General features: G+C 60.2%; 16 protein-coding genes. 7 read left to right on the forward strand and 9 right to left on the reverse strand.

The annotated features are described in order from the left end of the window. Nucleotides 1–2 precede the first annotated feature (2 nt). From M0808_RS21220 to M0808_RS21230, 3 genes are all read right to left on the reverse strand, one after another. Nucleotides 3–1,151: an NADH:flavin oxidoreductase gene (locus tag M0808_RS21220; protein WP_247842336.1), complete on the reverse strand. Its 1,149-nt coding sequence runs from the start codon at nucleotides 1,149–1,151 to the stop codon at nucleotides 3–5. Beyond that, nucleotides 1,148–2,392 carry an AfsA-related hotdog domain-containing protein gene (locus tag M0808_RS21225; protein WP_027610890.1) on the reverse strand — a complete coding sequence of 415 codons (1,245 nt, stop codon included), beginning with the start codon at nucleotides 2,390–2,392 and terminating at the stop codon, nucleotides 1,148–1,150. Before M0808_RS21225 ends, M0808_RS21220 begins: the two co-directional genes overlap by 4 nt. A 156-nt stretch (nucleotides 2,393–2,548) precedes the next feature. Next, complete coding sequence (locus M0808_RS21230; RefSeq protein ID WP_027610891.1) at nucleotides 2,549–3,103, reverse strand: acyl-homoserine-lactone synthase; 555 nt, start codon at nucleotides 3,101–3,103, stop codon at nucleotides 2,549–2,551. A gap of 155 nt (nucleotides 3,104–3,258) precedes the next feature. On the opposite strand from M0808_RS21230, the gene M0808_RS21235 reads away from it, so the two are divergent. Both M0808_RS21235 and M0808_RS21240 read left to right on the forward strand, forming a co-directional pair. Further along, nucleotides 3,259–3,978 (forward strand): autoinducer binding domain-containing protein, encoded by a 720-nt coding sequence (locus tag M0808_RS21235; protein ID WP_183785872.1) that lies wholly within the window; start codon nucleotides 3,259–3,261, stop codon nucleotides 3,976–3,978. 325 nt (nucleotides 3,979–4,303) lie between these two features. Beyond that, on the forward strand, nucleotides 4,304–4,804 hold the full coding sequence (locus tag M0808_RS21240; protein WP_003221775.1) for a phosphate-starvation-inducible PsiE family protein: 501 nt from the start codon (nucleotides 4,304–4,306) through the stop codon (nucleotides 4,802–4,804). On the opposite strand, the gene M0808_RS21245 is transcribed toward M0808_RS21240, so the two are convergent. The 3 genes from M0808_RS21245 to M0808_RS21255 form a co-directional block, all read right to left on the reverse strand. Then, a complete protein-coding gene (locus M0808_RS21245; RefSeq protein WP_247842337.1) occupies nucleotides 4,801–5,118 on the reverse strand; it encodes a DUF3509 domain-containing protein in 318 nt (105 codons plus the stop codon). The two genes, M0808_RS21240 and M0808_RS21245, sit on opposite strands and share 4 nt — an antisense overlap. A 315-nt stretch (nucleotides 5,119–5,433) precedes the next feature. Next, entirely contained in the window at nucleotides 5,434–6,735 is a 1,302-nt protein-coding gene (locus M0808_RS21250; RefSeq protein ID WP_115988185.1) for an HAAAP family serine/threonine permease, read from the reverse strand. A gap of 86 nt (nucleotides 6,736–6,821) precedes the next feature. After that, the gene (locus M0808_RS21255) at nucleotides 6,822–8,198 is read right to left on the reverse strand and encodes an L-serine ammonia-lyase (protein ID WP_247842338.1); all 1,377 of its coding nucleotides are present in this window, start codon (nucleotides 8,196–8,198) and stop codon (nucleotides 6,822–6,824) included. A gap of 135 nt (nucleotides 8,199–8,333) precedes the next feature. On the opposite strand from M0808_RS21255, the gene M0808_RS21260 reads away from it, so the two are divergent. Then, nucleotides 8,334–9,281: a LysR substrate-binding domain-containing protein gene (locus M0808_RS21260; RefSeq protein WP_007914183.1), complete on the forward strand. Its 948-nt coding sequence runs from the start codon at nucleotides 8,334–8,336 to the stop codon at nucleotides 9,279–9,281. A gap of 200 nt (nucleotides 9,282–9,481) precedes the next feature. Next, nucleotides 9,482–9,886, forward strand: coding sequence for an HPF/RaiA family ribosome-associated protein (locus tag M0808_RS21265; RefSeq protein ID WP_027610895.1), 405 nt, complete (start codon nucleotides 9,482–9,484; stop codon nucleotides 9,884–9,886). A gap of 282 nt (nucleotides 9,887–10,168) precedes the next feature. Here the strand turns inward: M0808_RS21265 and fecA are convergent, their stop codons facing one another. From fecA to M0808_RS21280, 3 genes are all read right to left on the reverse strand, one after another. Then, the gene (fecA, locus tag M0808_RS21270; RefSeq protein WP_247842339.1) at nucleotides 10,169–12,499 is read right to left on the reverse strand and encodes a TonB-dependent Fe(3+) dicitrate receptor FecA; all 2,331 of its coding nucleotides are present in this window, start codon (nucleotides 12,497–12,499) and stop codon (nucleotides 10,169–10,171) included. A 177-nt stretch (nucleotides 12,500–12,676) separates the two neighbouring features. Then, nucleotides 12,677–13,609, reverse strand: a complete 933-nt coding sequence (locus tag M0808_RS21275; protein WP_247842340.1) for a FecR family protein — start codon at nucleotides 13,607–13,609, stop codon at nucleotides 12,677–12,679. Next, on the reverse strand, nucleotides 13,606–14,094 hold the full coding sequence (locus tag M0808_RS21280; protein ID WP_204896164.1) for a sigma-70 family RNA polymerase sigma factor: 489 nt from the start codon (nucleotides 14,092–14,094) through the stop codon (nucleotides 13,606–13,608). The genes M0808_RS21275 and M0808_RS21280 overlap by 4 nt, the downstream gene beginning before the upstream one ends. 178 nt (nucleotides 14,095–14,272) lie before the next feature. Between M0808_RS21280 and M0808_RS21285 the strand changes: the two genes are divergently transcribed. The 3 genes from M0808_RS21285 to M0808_RS21295 are packed head-to-tail and all read left to right on the forward strand — an operon-like array spanning nucleotide 14,273 to nucleotide 16,484. Continuing rightward, nucleotides 14,273–14,578, forward strand: coding sequence for a DUF3649 domain-containing protein (locus tag M0808_RS21285; protein WP_025109395.1), 306 nt, complete (start codon nucleotides 14,273–14,275; stop codon nucleotides 14,576–14,578). Further along, on the forward strand, nucleotides 14,575–16,158 hold the full coding sequence (locus tag M0808_RS21290; RefSeq protein ID WP_247842341.1) for a PepSY-associated TM helix domain-containing protein: 1,584 nt from the start codon (nucleotides 14,575–14,577) through the stop codon (nucleotides 16,156–16,158). Before M0808_RS21285 ends, M0808_RS21290 begins: the two co-directional genes overlap by 4 nt. Further along, entirely contained in the window at nucleotides 16,158–16,484 is a 327-nt protein-coding gene (locus M0808_RS21295) for a DUF3325 domain-containing protein (protein ID WP_247842342.1), read from the forward strand. Before M0808_RS21290 ends, M0808_RS21295 begins: the two co-directional genes overlap by 1 nt.

The raw sequence follows: 16,484 nt of genomic DNA on the forward strand, positions 1-16,484 counted from the left end.
CCTTATGCCAACGCGGGGCGTAAATATTTCGGGTTTACGCAGCAATACACCCGATCCAGTCGCGGATTGCTTTTGTCACTGAAGCACTGGCTGTCCCATCGACATTTGTGGATGTCGGCGGAGCGGCCCTGCAGGGTTTTATTGATCAGGTCGTTGTCGGCAAAAAGCGCCCGCGACATCCCCACCCAATCGCATACGCCGTCGGCGAGCAACTGCTCGGCCTTGTCCAGACCGTCGATGAAACCGGCGTAACCCACCGGCACTGTCGACACCGACTTGATCGCCCGCACTCCGGCTTGCAGGTAGTGGTCCATGGTCTCCGAATGCACAATCAACTGGCCGAAAGTCGCGCCCATGCACATCGAACATTCCAGCGCGGCAACGCCGGCCTGACAGAGCGCCTGCACGGTTTCCTTGAGGTCCGGATATTGCAGCCCTTCAGCGCCCAGACGGTCGTCGATGCCCAGACGAATAGTGACGATCAGTTGGCCCTGGGTGCGCTCGCGGATGGCCTTGACCACGTCGAGCAACAGTCGCGCACGGTTCTCTTCGCTGCCGCCATATCGGTCAGTGCGCTTGTTGGTGTGCGGCGAAAGAAAACTGCTCAGCAGGTAGCCGTTGGACGCCTGCAACTGCACCAGACGCGCGCCGTTGGTCCAGGCCAGCCAGGCGGAGTGGGCGAACTGCTCGATCACCAGGGCGATGTCGCTTTCGTCCATGATCCGCACGCGATAATCCGGATCAAGTTTCGACACGCGCGGGCAGGGCACGCCGCTCGGGGTCAGCACGGCAACGCCGGTGTGGGTGGTGGTGCCCTGACCGCCGTAATGCTGCAGTTGCACACCCACCGGCGTTTTGACCTGCTCGGCCATCGCGAACATCGCCTTGAGCGATTCGCCCTGCTGCTGTTCGAACAGACCGAGCCCGGTGCTCTGCAGACGCGATTGCGGCGAGACCGTGGCGTTGCACAGAAACGTCATGGAGCAACCGCCCTCCATGATGCCCTGATAGAACTCGATCATGGCGGGCGTCACGCACCCGCTGTGATCGGCCAGGTCCACGCCCATCGACGCGAAGAACAGCCGATTGCGCAACTCCAGCCCGCCGGCCAGCCGCAGGGGCTCCAGCACGTGGGGATAGCGCGGCATCATGCTTCCTTCCTTTGTTCGGGCATCGCCGAAGCTTGGTCGAAGGTCATCCACAACGGTTGGCCGAGGACGGGCGCCGGAACCGGGGCGGTTTCTTCGTGGGAGAAGTAAGCGAACTGTTTGAGCACTTCGCGCCACTTGAAGCGCAACGGCGAATCCAGCTCTGCCAGGTGCAGTTTGAGCGTGCCGGCCTTTGTCGCGTCGCTGGCGTGCAGCGATTGCAACGGCAGGCTGATCATCCCTTCGTTTTCCAGGTACAGGTAGACGTGTCCGCGCTCGGAAGCCTCGAGCGGGCTGTCGCATTGCACTTGCAGGCCGGCCATCGACAGCAGCTCAAGGCGGGCGGAGAGGTGACGACCTGAATCCAGGCGCACCAGCACTTCATGGCGTATGCCCTTGAGCGGACGGAACCAGCAGGCGGGGTCGATGTTGATATTGCGCATGCGCTTGAACACCGGCATCTTGATCACTTCACCGTGCAGGCGAATGTCGGCCACCAGCTCGCCACGCTGGAAGAATCGCGCACGCTTGTCGACCTTGCGCGCCCGCGGCTGGGCCATGCCTTCGTAGTCGCCAACCAGCACATCCACCTGAAACGAAGACTCGGTGTAACGGGGAAAACTCGACAGCAGATCAACGATGGAAATCGACACCTCACCGCGGGCATAACCGCTGTGCTCGTAGAACTGCGCGTACATCGCCTGGCGTGCCGCTTCGATCAGCATCAGGCCGGGCACGTGCTCGTGGTGCTTGCGGTAGAAAAAGTAATTGGCGGTGTCGTTGAACAGGGTGAAATAGAGCAGACCCTGCTGCGGGCAGCCGTCCAGGTTTTTCAGGACATCATGTACCTGCCGGCGCTGATCGAGGCTCAGGCCGTTGCCGCAACCGGGCAGTCGAGCCAGTTTGGCCTCGGTGCTTTCCAGCACCCAGATGCCGCTGAGGATCAGGTGGTCGGTGGCCTTTTCGTAATTCGTCAGCAGTTCCGGCAGACAGTCCGACAGGCCTGCCTGTTCGAGCTCTTCCAGGTCAATGATGGTTGGCAGCGAGCGCAGCACCAGACGCTCGCTGTCGAGCCGATAGGCCTGATTGACGATCTCCAGATCCATTGGATCAAGGTTCGCCCGTTGCACGATGGCGGCCGGCAGCCAGGCCGGCAGCAAGTGGTGAGCGTCGTAAATCAGCACGTCGTCATCGTGGCCCTTGTGGACGATGTCTTTAGCAACTTTCCTGTGCATGTCGATCATGATCATCCCTCTGTGTTGAACGTTGGTTGTAAGGCAGTTGCTATCCATGGCGTGAAATCGACCCACACCGAAAGGTGCTGCTCGACGCGTGTCAGCAGCTTCAGTTGATGTGTTTTCTTGTTTTCTTGTTTTCTTGTTATCGAGTGTCGGGCAGGGTTACTGCACCGTGATGTAGCAGGCGCCCAGGGTTCGGTTGTCCAGAACCTGCAGCGGCGCCAGCCATTTGTAGTCGATGCCGCCACGTCTGAGCAGGCGTCCGATGGCAACCGGGGACACTGACACCAGATGTGAAACGCCGCAGGTTCGGGCGTACTCCAGCGTGGCCATGAACAGGCCGACGGTGTTTTCGTCGGACATCATCTGTTCGTTTTTGCCGCCCTCGGCATCGAGGTCCAGTGAGGTGAAGCGCGACAGCTCCCAGATGTCATCGCCGCACGGGGCAGGCTTGTCGCCGAGCAACGAAGTGAATACTTCACTCAGCAGATACGGCTGGGTGGTGGGCAGCAGGCGGGCGCATCCCTTGATGTTGCCGTCGTGTTCTTCGGCGACGATGTAGTGGGTGCCGCTGTGATCAAATTGGTCGAATTCGAAATCGTCCGGCGTGGATAATTGCCAGCCGAGGCGTTCGACGAACACCTGATAGCGATATTGAGCCAAGCGTTGACGCTTTAGTGTCGTCAACTCGTCATAACGTCCTGACAAGTAATCCATCACAGATTCCGTTTAGTGATTGGTTGGGTGGCGATTAAAGTGCACACTGCGCTCGCATACTACCTGTCACCCTTGACAGCTAGCGGAAACATTTGGAAATATGCTAGGCATGTTGGCAAGAGGCCGACAGCATTAACTGTGGGAAAGGAATCTCTATGTCATATTGGCAGGCTGAACTGTTGGAAAACGCCATGTCTGCAACGGATGTCGAGTTGTTGTTCGACAGTATCAAGACCGTCGCCAGGCAGTTGGAGTTTGATTATGTGGCTTACGGGTCACGCCGGCTTTTCCCCATCACCAAACCCTGTCTTTTTCTCGCCAATAATTATTCGCCCGCCTGGCAAGCTGCCTATTCCGCCAATCGTTACCTGGACATCGATCCTTACGTCCAGCGCGCAATGCGCAGCGTGAAACCGGTGCTGTGGGACGCTGAACTCAAGGCTCAGATGCCCGAATTCTGGCAGGATGCGCAGGCTCACGGGCTCTCGGAGGGCTGGGGGCAGACGCTGCTCAACAGCGAAGCTCAAGGGCTGGTGACCTTTGCCCGGGGCGGCGGGACGATCACCGCGCAGGAACTCGAAACCAAACAGGCGCAGCTGTCCTGGCTGGCCCAGATTACTCACCTGGGGCTGACGCGCCTGCAGATGCGCGGCGCCGATTCGGTGCTCCCGGTGCCGATAGAACTGTCGCAGAGAGAAAAGGAAATCCTGCAATGGACCGCTGACGGAAAGTCATCGGACGATGTTTCGGTGATCCTCGGTATCAGCAAAAGGACAGTAAACTTCCATATTAACCATTGCCTGAAAAAACTCGGTTGCCAAAACAAGATCGCCGCTGCAGTTAAAGCTTCGCTGATGGGCCTGCTGTGGAAATAATTACCCTGATAATTTGTTGGATAACTAACTGGTGAATAACCGGAGTGTTTGTGCGCGAGTTCACAGATTTTCCCGATTAATAATATTTCATTTATAAGCTAATGCCTTTTCAAGCGTAACGAATTCATCAAGAAACTTCAGTTATAGCGTCACAAACATTCCTGACGACGGTGCCTGTTCAACGGTGCGACCAAACGCCACGGCGCAGGTTTCATGCCGGCTCGCCATGATGCGTGGCCTCGTTTCTGCATGGCGCATAGCGCATACGGAAAACCGTCACGTCCAACCGGCATCATCCGCTCGCATCGGGCTAAGGAACATCATCGTGAAAATCAACTGGGCCGAGAAACTGCGGCAAAACGTGCATCAACTGGCCGAGTCCCTGGGCAACCTGTTCGTCGAGACCTTCCATTACCTGGCGCTGTTCGCCATTGGTGCGGTGACCGCATGGGCGGCGGTGATGGAATTTCTCGGCATGCTCGAAGAAGGCCACATCAAGATTGATGACATTCTGTTGCTGTTCATCTATCTGGAACTGGGGGCGATGGTCGGGATTTACTTCAAGACCAACCACATGCCGGTGCGCTTCCTGATCTACGTGGCGATCACTGCGCTGACCCGCCTGCTGATCTCCAACGTCTCGCACCACAACCCGCCGGACATGGGCATCATCTACCTGTGCGGCGGCATTCTGCTGCTGGCGTTCTCGATCCTGGTGGTGCGTTACGCCTCGTCGCAATTTCCGTCGGTGAAGATCGAAAAACCGCAACGCAAGCTCGGCGCCGGCTCCGGTGAACACCCCGAGATCGAGAAGGGCGAGCTTTAAAGCCCCATCGACGACCGAGGCTGGCCGTTGCTCTGCTGCGGTGGCGGAGGCAGCCCGTCACCGCTGGTCATCGCTTCAAGGATCGCCATGGCGCTGTGGCCCTGTTCGATGGCGATGCCGAACTGAATGCTTTGCACCAGCCGCTTGAGCCGTACCGGATCGTTGCGCTGTTCGGCGCTGATCATCCGTTTGGCGACGATTCGGCCGCTGTTCGACAGGGTCAGCATGATGCTGCCGTCCAGCCCCTGAATGCTCAGGTTGATCTGATAGTCCGGCGCGAAGGCATCGGTAATGATCTGAAAAGGGTTGTCCATGATGCGTCACCGCCTGATTGAACGTGCAGTTGTTGACCGGCCGTGATCGGGTTGGTTCGCAATACCTGATCATCGGCGATTCCGTGGCCTGTGTTGTTGCGTTTTGTAGGAGCTGCCGAAGGCTGCGATCTTTTGATCTGCGCTGTTTTGACTTCGGTCATGAAGATCAAAAGATCGCAGCCTCGTTGCACTCGACAGCTCCTACACAGCTCCTGCACAGGTCATAGCAAGGGCTGTGCCGGGAAAATTGTTGGACAATGGATACGGCATAAAAAAGGCGAGCCCATGGCTCGCCTTTGTCATTTGTGGCCCGTTTCAGGGCAGAACCGAGTAGATGATCGCCGACAGTGCAATCAGGCCGATCAGCACCACGAACACGTTGGACGCCTGTCCCGAGTACTGGCGCAAGGCTGGCACACGGCGGATGGCGTACATCGGCATCAGGAACAACAGGCAGGCAATCACTGGCCCGCCGAGGGTTTCGATCATGCCGAGGATGCTCGGGTTGAACGTCGCCACGGCCCAGCAGCTGAGGATCATGAACAGCGCGGTCGCACGGTTCAGCCAGCTCGCCGACATCACCTTGCCACGACCGCGCAGGCTCTTGACGATCATGCCCTGAAAGCCTTCGCTGGCGCCGATGTAGTGGCCGAGGAAGGATTTGGTGATCGCCACCAGCGCGATCAGCGGCGCGGCGTAAGCGATGACCGGGGTCTGGAAGTGGTTGGCGAGGTACGACAGGATCGAAATGTTCTGCGCCTTCGCTGCTGCCAGATCGGCCGGCGACAGCGCCAGTACGCAGCTGAAGCAGAAGAACATCACCGTCACCACCATCATCCCGTGGGCCATGGCGAGGATGCCGCTGCTCTTGCGTTCGGCCTCGGCGCCGTAGCGCTGCTTCTGGTCAACCGCGAAGGCGGAGATGATCGGCGAGTGGTTGAACGAGAACACCATCACCGGGATCGCCAGCCACAGGGTCTTGAGGAACGTCGACAGCGGCATCGCTTCCTTGGCGCTGGCGAAGAACGCGCCGTTCCAGTTGGGGATAAGGCTCAGGCCGAGCAACAGCAGCGCGGCGACGAACGGATAGACCAGCACGCTCATGGCTTTGACGATCACGTTCTGCCCGCAGCGCACGATCGCCATCAGGCCAAGGATCAGCACCAGCGACAGGATTGCCCGGGGTGGCGGGGCGATGTGCAATTGGTGTTCGAGAAAACTGCTCAGGGTGTTGGTCAGTGCAACGCTGTACACCAGCAGGATCGGGAAGATCGCGAAGAAGTACAGCAGGGTGATCAGCTTGCCGGCACCGATGCCGAAGTGTTCTTCAACGACTTCGGTGATGTCGCCCGAACGCCCGGACAAGACGAAGCGGGTCAGGCCCCGGTGGGCGAAAAAGGTCATCGGGAACGCCAGCAACGCCAGAATCAGCAACGGCCAGAAACCGCCGACGCCGGCGTTGATCGGCAGAAACAAAGTGCCGGCACCGATGGCGGTGCCATACAGACCGAGCATCCAGGTGGTGTCGGATTTGCTCCAGCCCTTGTGGGCTATTTCGGTGTTACGTGTGCGATCTACAGCGGGATTTTCGGCAGCAGGTGTACGTACATCGGTCATCGTTTTTGCCTCGTTATTATTTTTGCTCGGGCTCACGGTTGGCGGGCCGCAAGTTGCGGCCCGCCGGGACGGTCAGGCAATGCGCGTCAGCATTCCACCCAGTTCACGGCCAGGCCGCCCCGTGAAGTCTCTTTGTATTTGTCGTGCATGTCGGCGCCGGTATCGCGCATGGTGCGGATTACCCGGTCGAGGGAAATGAAGTGTTTGCCGTCGCCGCGCAGGGCCATTTGCGTGGCGTTGATCGCCTTCACGGCGGCGATGGCGTTGCGTTCGATACACGGCACCTGCACCAGGCCGCCGACCGGGTCGCAGGTCAGGCCGAGGTTGTGTTCCAGGCCGATTTCAGCGGCGTTTTCCAGTTGCTCCGGGGTTGCGCCGAGCACTTCAGCGAGGCCCGCCGCGGCCATGGCGCAGGCCGAACCGACTTCGCCCTGGCAGCCGACTTCGGCGCCGGAGATCGAGGCATTTTTCTTACACAGAATGCCGACGGCGGCGGCGCCCATGAAGAAAGCGACGACGTCATCGTCAGACGCGTCCGGATTGAATTTTATGTAGTAGTGCAGAACGGCCGGAATGATCCCGGCCGCGCCATTGGTCGGCGCGGTCACCATGCGCCCGCCGGCAGCGTTCTCTTCGTTGACGGCGAGGGCGAACAGGTTGACCCACTCCATCGCCGACAGCGTCGAACTGATGACATTCGGCTTGCCGATTTCCAGCAGGCTGCGGTGCAATTTCGCCGCGCGGCGCGGCACGTTCAGCCCACCGGGCAGGATGCCTTCGTGGCGCAGACCCTGTTCGACACACTCGCGCATCACCGACCAGATGTGCAGCAGGCCGTTACGGATTTCAGCGTCGCTGCGCCAGGCCCGTTCGTTGGCCATCATCAGCTCCGACACGCGCAAGTTGTGCTGCTTGCACAGGCTCAGCAGTTCGGCGGCGCTGGAAAAATCGTACGGCAACACCACGTCGCCGGCCGGCGCCACACCGGACTCGGCTTCCGCCGCTTCGATGATGAAACCGCCGCCAATCGAGTAGTACGTTTGCGTGAACAGCTCGGCGCTTTCGCCAAAGGCTGTCAGCGACATGGCGTTGGGGTGGTAGGGCAGGCTTTCGTCCAGAAGCAGGAGATCGTGCTGCCAGTTGAAGGAAATTTCTCTCTGGCCGGCCAGCAGCAACAGGCCGCTTTCGCGCAGTTGCTGGATGCGTGGATCGATGGTCGCCGGATCGATGCTGTCCGGCCATTCGCCCATCAGGCCCATGACCGTCGCGCGGTCGGTGGCGTGGCCGACACCGGTGGCCGACAGCGAACCGTACAAACGGATTTCCACGCGACGCACATCGTTGAGCAAGCGTTGCTCGATCAGCGCCTGGGCGAAGGTCGCGGCGGCGCGCATCGGGCCGACGGTGTGGGAACTGGACGGACCGATGCCGACTTTGAATAGATCGAAAACACTGATAGCCATGCTAAACCCTTACAAGCAATGGAGTAGGAATCGCTGCCATTTTTTGTAGGACAAGCGCAATGTCGGCGATACTGCCTACCTCGGTCCTACGTGACTAACGAAATTTCCTAAGTAAGCCTTTAGCAGGACTAAACAATGAGTCGTCAATTGCATGCCCAGACCTACGTCTGGCTGCAGGTGTTTTCCTGTGCCGCGCGGCACCTGTCGTTCACCCGTTGTGCGGAAGAGCTGCACATCACTCCGGGAGCGGTCAGCCAGCAGATTCGCCAACTGGAAGAGCGACTGGGTTTTCGCCTGTTCCACCGACGAGCGCGGGGTGTGGAGTTGAGTGCGGAAGGCCAGCGACTGGCCATCACGGTCAACGAGGCCTATGGCAGCATCGATGCTGAATTGCGTCGACTGGATGCGGGGATGATCAGCGGGATTCTGCGGGTGCGTTCGATTCCATCGTTCCTCAGCAAATGGCTGACCCCGCGCCTGCCGCGTCTGCAACAGCGCTATCCGGACATCCAGTTACGGCTGGTGGCCGAGGACAGCAGCGTGCCGTTGCATGAGGGCGACTTTGATCTGGCGATTGACCTGAATGACGGCAGCTATCCGGGGCTGTTATCCACAGCCTTGCTTGACGAGCAGATTTTCCCGGTGTGCGCGCCGAGCCTGTTGCGTGGGCGTCCGCCGCTGCATGGGCCGGCGGATCTGGTGCATTTCCCGTTGTTGCACGACATCACCGCCTGGCGCGGCAGTTATGAATATGCGGAATGGGAGTTTTATCTGAACGCGATTGGCTTTGAAGGCGCCGACGTGCGGCGTGGGCACACGTTCAATCGCAATCACCTGACCATCGAAGCGGCGATCGCGGGTATGGGCGTGGCGATTGCCCGGCGCACGTTGCTCAACGATGAACTGGAGCGCGGGACGTTGATTGTGCCGTTCGGCCTGTCGGTGCCCAACCACAAACGCTACGTGCTGCTGTATGCGCCGGGGGCGTTGAGCCATCCGGGCGTGCGCGCGGTGCATGACTGGCTGGTGGAGGAGGCGGGGATTTTCCGCAGTTTGCACCCGTTGAACGACGGGCAATTGTGAGCAGATTTTGCAGGGTTGCGAAACGACCCAACTCCCGACCTTACCAGTGACTTGCCCGGTTGTCCGGCTTTTTTTGCGAATGAATATTTATCTTTTTTCAGGGGTTGAAATGTTCGTCGGTCGGGCCGATTGTTGTAACCAGGAGGTCAGGAAATCCAATTCAAGGCCTCTGGCGAGCTAGCTGAAATAAGGGATGAACTATGCAAATCCAAGTCAACAGCGATAACCATATTCAAAGCAGTAAGCGACTGGAGGAGTGGGTACGTACAACTATTGAGAGCACGCTCGAACGTTATGAAGAAGACCTGACCCGTGTCGAAGTCCACCTGAGCGACGAGAACGGCGACAAACCAGGTCCCCATGACTTGCGCTGCCAACTGGAAGCGCGGCCAAAAGGCCATCAACCGATTTCCGTCACCCACAAAGCCGATTCGCTGGAACAGGCGATCGACGGTGCAGCCGAAAAACTGGAACACGCGCTGGAGCACCTGTTTGGCAAACTGCGAGGCAAACCTCGCGCCGCCATCGTGCCATTCAGCAAGGCGAATGATGCACTGCTGGAGGAAGAATTTCTCGAGAACGAACAGGCAGCGATCAACAGTTGATACGCTGATTTTTCAAGCCACCCCATGAGAACGGGCCTGCGCAAGCAGGCCCGTTTTTGTTTGTGGCGTTTTTTGCGCAGGGCATCAGAAAGCGGCCCCTCACCCCAGCCCTCTCCCTCCGGGAGAGGGGGCCGACCGAGGTGTCTGACGTGAAACATCGACCTGAAAGACCGACTCGACTATGGATTCGGCAAAGCAGAATCAGGTCGGCGTACTTCGCAAGCATCCCGCAATCAGTCCCCTCTCCCTTGGGAGAGGGTTAGGGTGAGGGTTTTTTCAATCTCAGAACGCGAGGGAGGTTTGCACGTACACCGTGCGCGGTTCACCCACGTACTTGCCTTTATTGTTGTCATCAAACGAGCGGGTGAAATACTGGGTGTTGAAAATGTTCTTCACCCCCACCGCCACGTTCAGATCCGACAATTGCGGGCCGAAGTCATAACCGGCGCGGCTGCTGAACAGCATGTAACCGGGGATCTTGCCGGTGCTGCCGTCGGCGCTTTCCCTGGAGGTGTTGGCATTGTCGGCGAACTGGTCGCTCTGGAAGCTGCTGTCGACGTTGAGTTTCCACGGGCCCTCGGTATAACCGACGCCAATCGTGCCTTTGTGTTTCGACGAGAACGGCACGCGATTGCCCTTGTTCGGCCCGTCCTCACGGATGGTCGCGTCAACATAGGCATAAGTGGCGTACACATCGAAACCGGCGAGTGCCGGGCTCAAGTCATCCAGCGCGTAGTTGACGCTGGTCTCGATGCCCTGATGGCGGGTCTCGCCTCGGGCGATCACCGAATCGTTGGTCTGGTTGCTTTCGTACTGGTTGTCGAAGTTGATCAGGAACGCACCGATTTCCGCGCGCAGGGTGCCGTTGTCATAACGGGTTCCGAGTTCCCAGGTGCGGGCCTTCTCCGGTTTGACTTCGCCGCTGCTCACACGGTTGGGCATCTGACTGTATTGCACGCTGCCGAACGAACCTTCGGTGTTGGCGTACAGATTCCAGCTGTCGCTCAGGTGATACAGCACGTTCAGCGCCGGCAGCGCGGTGTTGTAGTCGCCCTTGTATTTGACGTCGGTCAGGTTGTTGGTCTGCTGCGACTCGATCATCTCGTAGCGCACGCCCGGAGTGATGGTCCATTTGCCGATGTCGATGCGATCGTCGACGAACAACGCATTGGCTTCGGTTCCACCGCGGGTGTCGCGGTCGTTGCGGCTGTCGGTAGTCGGGTATTGGTTGCTGCTGATCGGCGTGCGATAGCGCAACTCGTGGCCGGCCTCGTTGATGAAGCGGTAACCGACGCCGACTTCATGGCTGGTCGGGCCGAGGTCGAAGCCTTGGGCGAAACGCGTTTCGAAACCGCGCACCCAATATTCGCGCGGTGACAGCGAGAGGAAACTGCCCTGATCCAGATAACCGCTGCGCAGGGTCTTGGTGAAGAAGGTGTTGGCGGTGAATTCGCGGCGATCTTCCTGATAGCGATAGCCGAAGTTGAACATTGTGCGGCGACCCCAGAACTGGTCTTTCAGGCGCGTCGACTGATACGGATCGGCGTCGTAATCGGCAACGCTGAGGCCGCCGGGCATGTCGGCCTTGCCTTCGTAATACTGGGCCATGGCGTTGAAGCTGTTGGCCTCGTCGAGCTGGTATTTGCCCTTGAGGATCAGGTCGTCGATTTCGCTGTCGCTGTGTTCACGCCAGTCACCGCCACGGGTGCCGGAGTACAGCAGCGCGCCGCCCAGACCATTTTCGTTGGTGCCGCCGGCCAGCAGGTTGGCGCTGGTCTTGAAGCCGTCATGGCTCGACGACGGACTGGTTTCCGTCTGGAAACCACCCTTGACCGTCGGCGCGTCGGGAATGGCGCGGGTCACGAAGTTGACCACGCCACCGACGTTCTGCGGGCCGTAACGCACGGCGCCGCCGCCACGCACCACGTCCACGGCATCCATGTTGCCCATGCTGATCGGCGCGAACGACAACTGTGGCTGACCGTACGGTGCGAATGGCACGGGAATGCCGTCCATCAGTACGGTCGAGCGCGCGGCCAGGCGCGGATTGAGGCCGCGAATGCCGAAGTTCAGCGCCATGTCGTGGCTGCCGGTGCCGTTGTTTTCCGGGGCATTGACCCCGGGGATGCGGTTGAGCACGTCGCGCGCCTGAGTCGCGCCTTGACGTTCGAAGTCTTCGCGGCGGATCACATCGCGGGCGCCGGGGTGTTCGAACACGTTGACCTGCGCCGCTTCACCGAGCCAGTCACCGACGACTTTCGAGGTGTCCAGCTCCAGCGCCGTGTCGCCGACCGGTTGCAGGCTGAAGGCATTGTTGCCTTCGGCGCGGGCTTGCAGGCCGGTGCCTTCGAGCAATGCATCGAGACCTTCTGCGGTGCTGTAGCTGCCTTCGAGGCCACGGCTTTGCACGCCTCGGGTGATCTGCGAGCCGAAGGAAATCAGCACGCCGGCTTCACGACCAAACTGGTTGAGGGTGTTTTCCAGCGATGCCGGGGCGATGTGGTAAACCCTGGTTTCGGCGGCCATGGCCGGCAGAGCGCTGAAGCTCAGGCTGGCGCCCAGTATGAGGTTGCGCAGGCGGCTGGCCAGTGGCGTGAGACGGGTGGGGTGCATGAAGGTTGATCCTGAGAAGGTTGAATCAAGGGGGCTTTCCTTCTCTGTCACGCCAGATCTGAAAAACGGCTCATTTATTTTTCGAGAGCAAAAGATCGCAGTCTTCGGCAGCTCCTTCAGGATGTACACCGAGCCAATGTAGGAGCTGCCGCAGGCTGCGATCTTTTGATCTTGCTGCTAAACCCGGGCCTCGACGCTGACCCAATAGCGGGTAAAGCGCCGCACTTTCACCGGCAGACTGATTTGCAGCAGATCAAGAATCCGCTCGCTGTCGTCCAGTGGATAAGTCCCGGAGATCAGCAGGTCGGCCACTTTCGCATCGCAATGCAACTGGCCGCGACGGTAGCGGCCGAGCTCATCAAGAAAATCGCCCAGGCGCATGTGCGCGGCAACCAGCATACCGTCGGCCCAGGCGCCGCTGTTGGCGTCCAGTGGCTTGGCTTCGCTGACCGAAGTGGCGCTGAAACTCAGCTGACGGGCGACGGGCAGCCACATCGGTGCGTGCTCGTGGCGGGTCAATTCGACCTGGCCTTCAAACAGCGCCACCTGCGTACGATCGGCAAATTGCCGGACGTTGAGCCGGGCAGCAGCGGTTCTCAACAGCCCTTGTGCCGTGCGCACTTCGAACGCTTGTACGGTGCTGAGCAGAATCTCGCCCTCCAGCAGACTAATCAGCCGTTGCGTGCTGTCCACGTCCGCTGCGCTCGCGGTGTTGAGCTGCAACTGGCTGCCCGCACCCAGCGTAACTTTGCGGCGCTCCCCCAGCGGGCTGCGGTAATCGGCGAGCAGCGTCGGCAGCGGATTGTGCTCGCGCATGCCCCAAGTGACGGCTGAACCGGCACCGAGAAGCAGCAGCAATTTGAGCGCCTGACGGCGACTGGAAGACTTCTGCCCGTTCAACGCGGCATGGGCCAATGGCGACGCCACGCCGCGCAAGCGCTGGTTGACCCGCTGCATGTGCTCCCAGGCCCGACGATGTTCGCTGTGGGCGTCCAGCCATTGTTGCCAGGCTTGTTGCTGACGCGGGGAGAACGACCCTTGCTGCATTTCCATCAGCCAGTGCACGGCCTGTTCGGCCACTTGCGCAGAGAAATCCGGGACGCGGTTCATAGGGCGAAATAGCAGCGCAGGGCGGCTTTGTGCAGATGGCGTTTGACCGTGGCTACGGAGATGCCCAGCTCGGCGGCAATTTGCGGATAAGTCAGGCCATCGACCTGCGCCAGCAAAAAGGCGCGCTTGACCAGACGCGGTAAGCCATCGAGCAGTTGGTCCAGCTCGATCAGGGTTTGCAGGATGATCGCTTTGTCTTCTTCCGATGGCGCAACCATTTCCGGCATCTGCGCCAGGGTGTCGAGGTAGGCGCGTTCCAGATCCTGACGACGGTAATGATTGAACAGCACGCGTTTGGCGAGGGTGGTGAGGAAGGCGCGCGGCTCGATGATCACTGCGGGTTCGCGAGAGCTGAGCACGCGGATGAACGTGTCTTGCGCCAGATCCGCCGCGCTGTCCGGGCAGCCGAGTCTGCGCCGCAACCAGCCGGTGAGCCAGCTGTGGTGGTCGTGGTAGAGCGATTCGACGGGATGGGCGGACGACAAGGGTATTACTCCGGGCGCATGATCGATGCGTTAGAGAACAAGAACTGTTCGCATTGTAGGGGCGGGCGAGGGTGTCCGGCAATCAGATGCTTTTGCGTATGAGAATATTTATCATTAATATTGCTCGCCTGTTGGTTCGGCTTGTCGGCCGGACGTTTTTTCGTTTCAGGGTCGAAACATGAAAGGCAAACTCGCCTCACTTCCCATGTCCTATCGTCTGGCCGTTACCTCGCGGGTGCTGGCGGCGGTGTTCGGCGGCTATCTGGTCGCGGCGCTGGCCAGTGTCACCCTGACGCTGTGGCTGCCGTTGAGCCGCGCTGAAGCGGTGGTGACCGGTATGACCATTTCCTTTCTGGTCTATCTGGTCGCGGTGCTGTGGTGCTTCGCTTGCCGCACGGCGTGGTCGGCGTGGGTCGGTTTGCTGGTGCCCAGCGTGATTCTGGCGACGGTGTCGGGTGCCGCGCGGGGCTTGGGTTACGCATGAAAGAGGGCTTTCGTCAGTCGATGGCCTGGCTGCACACGTGGACGGGGCTGGTGTTCGGCTGGCTGCTGTTTGCGATTTTCCTCACCGGAACGCTGGCCTATTTCAAGGATGAGATCAGCCACTGGATGCAGCCGGAAATTCCCGCACGACCCATCAATGCCGAAGCGAGCCTGACCCTGGCGCAAAGTTACCTGCAGCAACACGCCGCCGGCGCCTCGCGCTGGCTGATCGACTTGCCCGACGCCCGTGACCCGGGCCTGACGGTGCGCTGGCAGCAGGCGCCGAACACACCGGGCGAGCGCGGCAAGTTCGAATCCAGAACACTCGACGCGCAGACCGGCAGTGAAGTCCAGGCCCGCGAAAGCCTGGGCGGCGAGTTCTTCTATCGCTTCCATTTCCAGCTGCAAATGCCTTATCCATGGGGCCGCTGGCTGGCGACGATGGCGGCGATGGTGATGTTCGTCGGGCTGATCACCGGCATCATCACCCACAAGAAAATCTTCAAGGACTTCTTCACCTTTCGCCCGCGCAAAGGCCAGCGTTCATGGCTCGACGGGCATAACGCGGTCGGCGTGCTGGTGCTGCCGTTTCACTTGATGATCACCTACAGCAGCCTGGTGATTTTCATGGCGATGGTCATGCCGGCGAGCATTCTGGCGTCCTATAACGGCGACGTGCGCGCCTTTTACGACGAAGTTTTTCCGGCATCGAAGACCCCTGAGCCAGCCAACCGGGCGGCGCCGCTAAGTCCGATGGCACCACTGCTGGCCAAGGCGAGCGAGCAGTGGGCGGGAGGCAGCACCGCGCGGCTGACAGTGAACAACCCGGGGGACGCGAATGCCTCGGTGGTGCTGTCGCGCCGTGGCGACCGCGTCGTCCACGATTTCGGTCGCGCGGTGACGTTCAACGGCGTCACCGGCGAGCGCCTCGGCAGCACCCCGGAGCAGCCAGTGGCGATGGCCGTCGGCGGCACGTTCTACGGTTTGCACATGGGCCACTTCGCCGGGGCGACGTTGCGCTGGCTGTATTTCATCTGCGGTCTGGCGAGTACCGCGATGATCGGCACCGGGCTGGTGATCTGGCTTGGCAAGCGCCAGCTCAAACACGCCAAGAGCGGCGTGATGCCGTTCGAATTGCGTCTGGTGGAAGTGCTGAACATCGCCAGCATGGCCGGGCTGGTGTTGGCGGTGGCGGTGTTCTTTTTGGCCAATCGCCTGTTGCCGACAGATCTGCTCGGGCGCGCCGATCAGGAAGTGAATGCGTTTTTTATCGCCTGGGCTTTGAGTGTGGTGCATGCGTTGCTGCGCAAAGGGCGCAAGGCCTGGGTCGAACAGCTCGCGCTGGCTGCCGTGCTGTTTATCGCGGTGCCGCTGATCAATCTGACCACACCGTGGAATCTCGGGGTAACGCTGGCGCAAGGTGACTGGACGCTGGCGGGTTTCGATCTGACTTGCCTGGGCGCAGGTCTGTTCCTCGGCTGGGCCGCATGGAAAATGCAGCGTGCCGGCGGCGCCGTCAGCGTGAAAAAAACATCCCGCGAAAAGCCGCGACCGATCGCGCTTGAGCAGGAGGTCAGCTGATGTTGCTGGCGTTGTTGATGTGCTACGCCGGGTTCAGCGCGTTGTGTCTGTCGATGCCTCGGCACCACGATGAGCTGCTCGGCAACAAACTCTCGGTCCGACGCGCACGGGTTTTGAAACTCGCCGGTTGGCTGTTGCTCGGGCTGTCGCTTTGGGCGGCAGTCGCTGCACACGGCTGGAGTTTCGGTCTGGTCGACTGGTTCGCGGTGCTCATGCTCAGCGCCTTGGCGTTGGTGCTGTTGCTGCCGTATCGCCCACGTCTGGCCATCGCACTGGCCGGGTTGAGTCTGCTGGCCAGCCCGGTCGCTGCCTGGGCGCAGGTCTGA

It is taken from the genome of Pseudomonas sp. MWU12-3103b, assembly GCF_023100615.1.
In the GTDB taxonomy this organism is placed as follows: Bacteria; Pseudomonadota; Gammaproteobacteria; order Pseudomonadales; family Pseudomonadaceae; genus Aquipseudomonas; species Aquipseudomonas putida_A.

Coding starts and splice junctions, on each gene's coding strand:
- M0808_RS21220 (WP_247842336.1), bottom strand. CDS start 1,151: ATGATGCCGCGCTATCCCCACGTGCTGGAGCCCCTGCGGCTGGCCGGC.
- M0808_RS21225 (WP_027610890.1), bottom strand. CDS start 2,392: ATGATCGACATGCACAGGAAAGTTGCTAAAGACATCGTCCACAAGGGC.
- M0808_RS21230 (WP_027610891.1), bottom strand. CDS start 3,103: ATGGATTACTTGTCAGGACGTTATGACGAGTTGACGACACTAAAGCGT.
- M0808_RS21235 (WP_183785872.1), top strand. CDS start 3,259: ATGTCATATTGGCAGGCTGAACTGTTGGAAAACGCCATGTCTGCAACG.
- M0808_RS21245 (WP_247842337.1), bottom strand. CDS start 5,118: ATGGACAACCCTTTTCAGATCATTACCGATGCCTTCGCGCCGGACTAT.
- M0808_RS21250 (WP_115988185.1), bottom strand. CDS start 6,735: ATGACCGATGTACGTACACCTGCTGCCGAAAATCCCGCTGTAGATCGC.
- M0808_RS21255 (WP_247842338.1), bottom strand. CDS start 8,198: ATGGCTATCAGTGTTTTCGATCTATTCAAAGTCGGCATCGGTCCGTCC.
- M0808_RS21260 (WP_007914183.1), top strand. CDS start 8,334: ATGAGTCGTCAATTGCATGCCCAGACCTACGTCTGGCTGCAGGTGTTT.
- M0808_RS21265 (WP_027610895.1), top strand. CDS start 9,482: ATGCAAATCCAAGTCAACAGCGATAACCATATTCAAAGCAGTAAGCGA.
- fecA (WP_247842339.1), bottom strand. CDS start 12,499: ATGCACCCCACCCGTCTCACGCCACTGGCCAGCCGCCTGCGCAACCTC.
- M0808_RS21275 (WP_247842340.1), bottom strand. CDS start 13,609: ATGAACCGCGTCCCGGATTTCTCTGCGCAAGTGGCCGAACAGGCCGTG.
- M0808_RS21285 (WP_025109395.1), top strand. CDS start 14,273: ATGAAAGGCAAACTCGCCTCACTTCCCATGTCCTATCGTCTGGCCGTT.
- M0808_RS21290 (WP_247842341.1), top strand. CDS start 14,575: ATGAAAGAGGGCTTTCGTCAGTCGATGGCCTGGCTGCACACGTGGACG.
- M0808_RS21295 (WP_247842342.1), top strand. CDS start 16,158: ATGTTGCTGGCGTTGTTGATGTGCTACGCCGGGTTCAGCGCGTTGTGT.